A 7,479-nucleotide genomic window follows, 5' to 3' on the forward strand; every position below is an offset into this window, starting at 1 on the left:
CTTGCGCACCCGCCGGACGCTGAGGTACCTTCGCGACAGTTGATCTTTGTTTTCACGCGCGATAAACGGGTCAGGTCACCAGGTCACGGGGGAGTGTACCTAGTTGTCCACAGTCGCCGATTTGGCATGGCATCACGATGTCCATGATTCGGTAGCGATCATCGGTTTCTCTTGTCGTTTACCGGGTGCCCGGACGCCCGGGGAATTCTGGCGTCTGCTCAGCGAGGGTACGGACGCGATCACGTCCGTACCGGAAGATCGATGGACTCCGCGTCAATCCGACGGCGGGTCCGGGGCCCGAACCGAAGCCGAAGCCGAAGCCGGGACGGAATTCGGCGCCTTCCTCGACGAGGTCGACCACTTCGACGCCGACTTCTTCGGCATATCGCCGCGCGAGGCCGCCGCCATGGACCCCCAGCAGCGGCTGATGCTCGAACTGGGCTGGGAAACCCTGGAGGACGCGGGCCTCACACCGGCCCGGCTCGCCCAAGGGCGGACGGGGGTGTTCGTCGGCGCCATCAACGACGACTACGCCACGCTGCTGCGGCGGCACGGCGGCGACTCCGCGGTCACCCATCACACCTTGACCGGCCTCCAGCGCGGCATGATCGCCAACCGGCTCTCCTATCTGCTGGGCACCCGCGGCCCCAGCATGGTGGTGGACTCGGGCCAGTCGTCCTCGCTGGTCGCGGTGCACACCGCCGCCCAGAGCCTGCGCAACGGCGAATGCGACACCGCGCTCGCGGGCGGGGTCCACCTCAATCTCGCGTACGACGGCGCGCTGAGCGCCGCACGCTTCGGCGGGCTCTCCCCCGACGGCGCGTGTTACACCTTCGACGCCCGGGCCAACGGCTTCGTCCGCGGCGAGGGTGGCGGTGTGGTGCTGCTCAAACCCCTCGCCCGCGCGCTCGCCGACGGCGACCGGATCCATGGGGTGCTGCGCGGCGGCGCGGTCAACAACGACGGCGGCGGGGACAGCCTCACCACCCCCAGCCGGACCGCCCAGGCGGAGGTGTTGCGCCGGGCGTACGCCGCGGCCGGGGTCGGCCCCGACGAGGTGCAGTACGTCGAACTGCACGGCACCGGCACGCCCGTCGGCGACCCCATCGAGGCTGCGGCGCTGGCCGAGGCGATCGGCGCGGCGCGCACGAAGGACCGTCCGCTGCTGGTAGGGTCCGCCAAGACGAACGTGGGCCATCTGGAAGGGGCCGCGGGGATCACCGGCCTGATCAAGGTCCTGCTCTCCCTGAAGGCGGCGCATCTCCCGCCCAGCCTCAACTTCCACTCCCCCAACCTCGCGATTCCGCTGGAGGAGTGGAATCTGCGGGTGCAGACCGAGCTGTCGGCGTGGCCGCGCCCGGACGTACCGCTGATCGCGGGGGTGTCGTCCTTCGGCGTCGGCGGGACCAACGCCCATGTCGTCGTGGAGCAGGCTCCGGTGGCCCCGCTCGCCGAGGGCGTTGCGGGCGGGTGGGGCGGTGACGTACTGCCGTGGGTGATCTCGGGGCGCACGGCGATCGGGCTGCGGGCGCAGGCCGCCCAGTTGCGATCGTTCGCGGCGGGCGGATCGGCGGGTGGATCGGCGGACGGTTCCGCAGACGGCTCCGCGGACAGTTCCGCGGACGGCGGCGTCTCCCCCGCCGACATCGGATGGTCGCTCGCCGAGCACCGGACGGCCCTGGAGCACCGTGCCGTGGTGGTGGCCGGGGACCGCGATGGGTTCCTGGCCGGGCTGGACGCGCTGGCCTCCGGTGAGCCGTCCGCCCATGTGGTCAACGGGGTGGCCGACGAGTCGGCCGCGGGTCCGGTGTTCGTCTTCCCGGGGCAGGGCTCGCAGTGGGTGGGCATGGCCGCCGAACTGCTCGACGCCTCACCTGTATTCGCCGAATCCATCGACCGCTGCGCCCGAGCCCTGGCCCCGCACACCGACTGGGACCTCCTCGACGTACTGCGGGACACCGAGGACGGCGCCGCGCTGGAGCGCGCGGAGGTGCTGCAGCCCGCGCTCTGGGCCGTGATGGTCTCGCTGACGCGGGTGTGGCGTTCGCTCGGCGTCGTCCCGTCGGCCGTCGTCGGCCACTCGCAGGGTGAGATCGCGGCCGCATGCGTGGCCGGAGCGCTGTCCCTGGAGGACGGTGCCCGGCTGATCGCCGTACGCAGCCGGATCGCGGGGGCGCTGATCGGCCGGGGTGGTCTCGCGTCCATCGGCGCTTCGGAGGAGCGGGCGGCCGAGCTGTTCGCGGACCGGGACGACGTATGGATCGCCGCGGTCAACGGCCCTGGCGCGACGGTGGTCGGGGGCAGCCCGGAGGGGCTGGCCGAGGTCACGGCCAGGGCGGAGGCCGCCGGGCTGCGCCATCGCCGGGTGGCCACGGCGTATGCCTCGCACACCCCGCATGTCGAGGCGATCCGTGAGGAGTTCCTGCGGCTCGCGGCGCCGGTCGCGCCGCGAGCCGGGGACGTACCGATGTACTCGACCGTCACCACCGCCCCCATCGCGGGCGAGGCGCTGGACGCCGAGTACTGGTACCGCAACCTCCGCGAACAGGTCCGCTTCCACGACACCGTCCAGAACCTGCTCACGGACGGCAACTCCCTCTTCCTGGAGAGCAGTTCGCACCCCGTCCTCACTACCGCCGTCCAGGACACGGGCGGCCTCGCCGTCGGCACTCTGCGCCGGGGCGAGGGCGGCACGCGGCGGCTACTGCTCTCGCTGGCCGAGCTGTGGGTGCGTGGGGCCGCCCCCGACTGGGGGAAGCTGTTCGCGGGGACCGGCGCCCGCCGGGCGGAGCTGCCCGGCCGTGTCTTCCAGCGGCGGCGCCACTGGTTCGACGCCGTCGCGTCTCCGGCGGCCACGGATGCCGCCCCGGGGGCCGCAGGTGCTCCGGGCCTTGATGTGGCCCATCAAGTACGGGCCCAGGCCGCCGCCGTCCTCGGACATACGACGGTGGCCGGACTCGACACCGGACGGACCTTCAAGGATCTCGGCTTCGACTCGATCTCGCTCAGCGAGCTGTGCAACCGCGTCAACGCCGCGCTGGGCACCCGCCTCACCCCCGCCGCGCTCTTCAGCCACCCGACCCCGGCCAGGCTCGCGGAACACCTCACCGCCGACGGCCCTTCCGCCACATCCGCGGCGGTGGCCGCCCCCGACGACGAGCCGATCGCCATCATCGCGATGAGCTGCCGCCTCCCCGGTGGGGTGCACTCCCCGGCGGACCTGTGGCGACTGGTGGCGGACGGACGGGACGCCATCTCGCCGTTCCCGGACGACCGCGGCTGGGATCTGGAACGGCTGCACGGCACCGAGGGCACCGAGGACACCAACAGCACCGGCAGCAGCTTCGCCCGGAGCGGTGGATTCATCGACGGGGCCACGGACTTCGACGCCCGCTTCTTCGGTATCTCCCCGCGCGAGGCCCTGGCGATGGACCCTCAGCAGCGGCTGCTGCTGGAGACCTCCTGGGAGCTGCTGGAGCGCGCGGGCATCGCGCCCGACGCGCTGCGCGCCACCCGTACCGGTGTGTTCGTCGGCACCATGGACCAGGAGTACGGGCCACGGCTGCACGAGGCGCCGGAGGCGGTGGACGGCTATCTCCTCACCGGCAAGACCGCCAGTGTCGCCTCCGGCCGTATCGCCTATCTGCTCGGGCTCACCGGGCCCGCCATCACCCTGGACACCGCCTGCTCGTCATCGCTGGTGGCCCTGCACCTGGCGGTGCAGTCGCTGCGGCGGGGGGAGTCCTCGCTGGCCCTGGCCGGTGGCGTCACCATCCTCAACACCCCGGGAATCTTCACCGAGTTCAGCCGCCAGGGCGGGCTGGCCCGCGACGGCCGGTGCAAGGCGTTCGCGGCCGGGGCCGATGGCACCGGAATGGCGGAGGGCGTCGGCATGCTCCTGGTGGAGCGGCTGTCGGACGCCCACCGCAACGGCCACCAGGTGATGGCCGTCATCCGTGGCACGGCGGTCAACCAGGACGGCGCCTCCAACGGCCTCACCGCGCCCAACGGCCGCTCCCAGGAGCAGGTGGTCCGGCAGGCGCTGGCGGACGCGGGCCTGTCGGCGTCCGATGTGGATGTGATCGAGGCACACGGCACGGGAACGGCGCTCGGCGATCCGATCGAGGCACAGGCGCTGCTCGCCACGTACGGCCGGGACCGGCCCGCCGAACGGCCCGCACTGCTGGGGTCGGTGAAGTCCAACATCGGCCACACCCAGGCGGCGGCCGGAGTCGCGGGCGTCATCAAGGCGATCATGGCGATGCGCCACGGTGTCGTCCCCGCCACGCTGCATGTGGACGAGCCGACCCCGCATGTGGACTGGGCCTCCAGTGGTGTGGAGCTGGTGACGGAGGGGCGTCCGTGGCCGGAGGCCGGACGGGCGCGGCGGGCCGGAGTCTCGTCGTTCGGCATCAGCGGGACCAACGCCCATGTGGTCCTGGAACAGGCCCCACCGGCCCCCGCGCCCGCCCGCGCCCCCGCCGCCGCCCGCGCCCGCGCCCGCGCCACCCGTCCCGCCCATCCGCTCGTCGAGACGGAGGGTGTGCTGCCGTGGGTGGTGTCGGGCCGTACGCCCGCCGCGTTGCGGGCGCAGGCGGCCCGGCTGGGTGCGTTCGCCGCCACCTCCGACGCCATACCGTCGGACATCGGGTGGGCGCTGGCGACGCAACGGGCCGCCATGGAACACCGTGCGGTGGTGGTGGCCGGGGGCCGGGACGACTTCCTGGCCGGGCTGGACGCGATCGCCGCCGGTGAGCCCTCCGCTCATGTGGTGGCCGGGGTGTCCGCCGGGTCGGCCGCCGGTCCGGTGTTCGTCTTTCCGGGGCAGGGGTCGCAGTGGGTCGGCATGGCCGCCGAACTGCTCGACGCCTCACCCGTGTTCGCCGAATCCATCGACCGCTGCGCCCAGGCGCTGGCCCCGCACACCGACTGGGGTCTGCTCGACGTACTGCGGGCGACCGGTGATGAGGCGGCGCTGGAGCGGGTGGATGTCGTCCAGCCCGCCCTCTGGGCCGTCATGGTGTCCCTGGCCCAGGTGTGGCGCTCGCTCGGCATCGAGCCCTCGGCCGTCATCGGCCACTCCCAGGGCGAGATCGCCGCCGCGTGCGCAGCCGGTGTGCTCTCGTTGGAGGACGGCGCGCGGCTCGTGGCCCTGCGCAGCCGCCTCATCGCCCAGGAACTGGCCGGACACGGCGGCATGGTCTCCCTCGCCACCTCCGCCGACCAGACACACGACCTGCTGACCGGCCGCGACGACGTCTGGATCGCGGCCGTCAACGGGCCCACCTCCACCGTCATCGCCGGGAGCCCCACCGGGCTCGCCGAGGCCACGGCGAAGGCCGAGGCCACCGGGGTCCGGACCCGTGCGATCGCCGTCGACTACGCCTCCCACACCCCGCACGTCGAACGCATCCGGGAACAGCTCCTCCAGCTCACCGCGCCCATCACCCCCCACTCCGGCGACATCCCCATGTACTCCACCGTCACCGCCACCCTCATCGACGGCGGCACGCTCGACGCCGAGTACTGGTACCGCAACCTGCGCGAACAGGTCCGCTTCCACGACACGCTGCGGACATTGCCGGCCGACGGCCACACCCTCTTCCTGGAGTCCAGCCCCCACCCCGTCCTCACCACCGCCGTCGAGGAGACCGGTTACGCCGCCGACCAGCCCGTGTTCGCCACCGGCACTCTGCGCCGTGACCAGGGTGGCGTCCGGCAGCTCCTCAGCGCCCTCGCCACCCTGTGGGCCCATGGCGTGGCCCCCGGCTGGGCGGCGGTGTTCGCACCCGGCGACGCCACGGCCATCGATCTGCCCACCTACGCCTTCCAGCGCGAGCGCTACTGGCTCGCGCCCGTCGGCCCCGCCTCCGCCGTGCGGGTCGATCTGCCGTCCGCCGCCGTGACGACCGAAGGGCCCGAGGCGCTCGACGGCTTCGCACGACGGGTGGCCGACACGGCCGAGGGCGCGCCCCGGCTACGGGTGGTGCTGGACGAGGTGTGCCGCCACGCGGCGGCCGTGCTGGGCCTGTCGTCGGTGGACGGCGAGGTGGAGACGCGGAAGGTCTTCCGGGATCTCGGCTTCGACTCGCTGACCGCCGTGGAGTTGCGGAACCGGCTGGCCGTGGCCACGGGTGTGGCCCTCGCGCCGTCCGTCGTCTTCGACTATCCGACGCCCCTGACACTGGCCCGGCATCTGCTGGACCGGCTCACGGGCGGGGACACCGCGGGAGCGGGCTCCTCGTACGCGCCGGGCGCCGTCGTCCCAGGAGCGGCCGCCGCCCTGGACGAGCCGATCGCGATCGTGGCCACGAGCTGCCGCTTCCCCGCGGGCGTACGGTCGCCCGAGGACCTGTGGCGGCTGCTGCTGTCCGAGCAGGACACGCTCTCCGCGTTCCCGGCGGACCGCGGCTGGGATCTCGACGCGCTCCACCACCCCGACCCGCAACGCCCCGGCAGCAGCTATGTCCACGAGGGCGGATTCCTCCCGGACGCCGCCGACTTCGATGCCGACTTCTTCGGCATCTCGCCGCGCGAGGCGATGGCGATGGACCCCCAGCAGCGGCTGCTGCTGGAGACCTCCTGGGAGGCCCTGGAACACGCGGGCATCGACCCGCTGTCGCTGCGTGGCAGCCGTACCGGGGTCTTCATCGGCCTCGTACCGCACGGCTACGGCGGTGCGGGCGCCGACACCGAGGGGTCCGAGGGCTACCTCTTCACCGGAGCGGCGGGAAGCGTGGCATCCGGCCGGATCGCCTACAGCTTCGGGCTGACCGGACCGGCCGTCACGGTGGACACGGCGTGTTCGTCCTCCCTGGTGGCGCTGCATCTGGCCGTACAGGCGCTGCGCAACGGCGACTGCGGGATGGCCCTCGTGGGCGGCGTCTCGGTGATCTCCACACCGGGTGTGTTCACCGAGTTCAGCCATCAGCGCGGGCTCGCCCCCGACGGCCGCTGCAAGCCCTTCGCGGCGGCGGCGGACGGCACCGCGTGGGCGGAGGGCGTGGGCGTGCTGCTGGTCGAACGGCTGTCGGAGGCCCGCCGCAACGGCCACCAAGTGATGGCCGTCATCCGTGGCACGGCGATCAACCAGGACGGTGCCTCCAACGGCCTCACCGCGCCCAACGGCCCCTCCCAACAGGCCGTCATCCGCCAGGCGTTGGCGAACGCACGTCTCACGCCGTCCGACGTCGATGTGATCGAGGCACACGGGACGGGTACGGCGCTGGGCGACCCCATCGAGGCACAGGCGCTGCTCGCCACGTACGGCCAGGACCGATCCGCCGACCACCCCGCGCTGCTGGGCTCGATGAAGGCCCACGTCGGCCACACCGGCGCGACGGCCGGGGTCGCGAGCGTCATCAAGATGGTGCTGGCCCTGCGCCACGGTGTGGTGCCACGCACACTGCATGTGGACGAGCCGACACCGCAGGTGGATTGGGCATCCGGTGCGGTGCGGCTGGTGACGGAGACCACGGG

1 protein-coding gene is annotated in these 7,479 nt (G+C 72.8%); it reads left to right on the forward strand.

The window, feature by feature from the left end; translation table 11 throughout:
- Nucleotides 1-121: 121 nt before the first annotated feature.
- Nucleotides 122-7,479: type I polyketide synthase (locus JK364_RS45780; RefSeq protein ID WP_201857367.1), on the forward strand; the 7,358-nt coding region annotated here is incomplete at its 3' end.

Source organism: Streptomyces endocoffeicus (genome assembly GCF_016741935.1).
In the GTDB taxonomy this organism is placed as follows: Bacteria; Actinomycetota; Actinomycetes; order Streptomycetales; family Streptomycetaceae; genus Streptomyces; species Streptomyces endocoffeicus.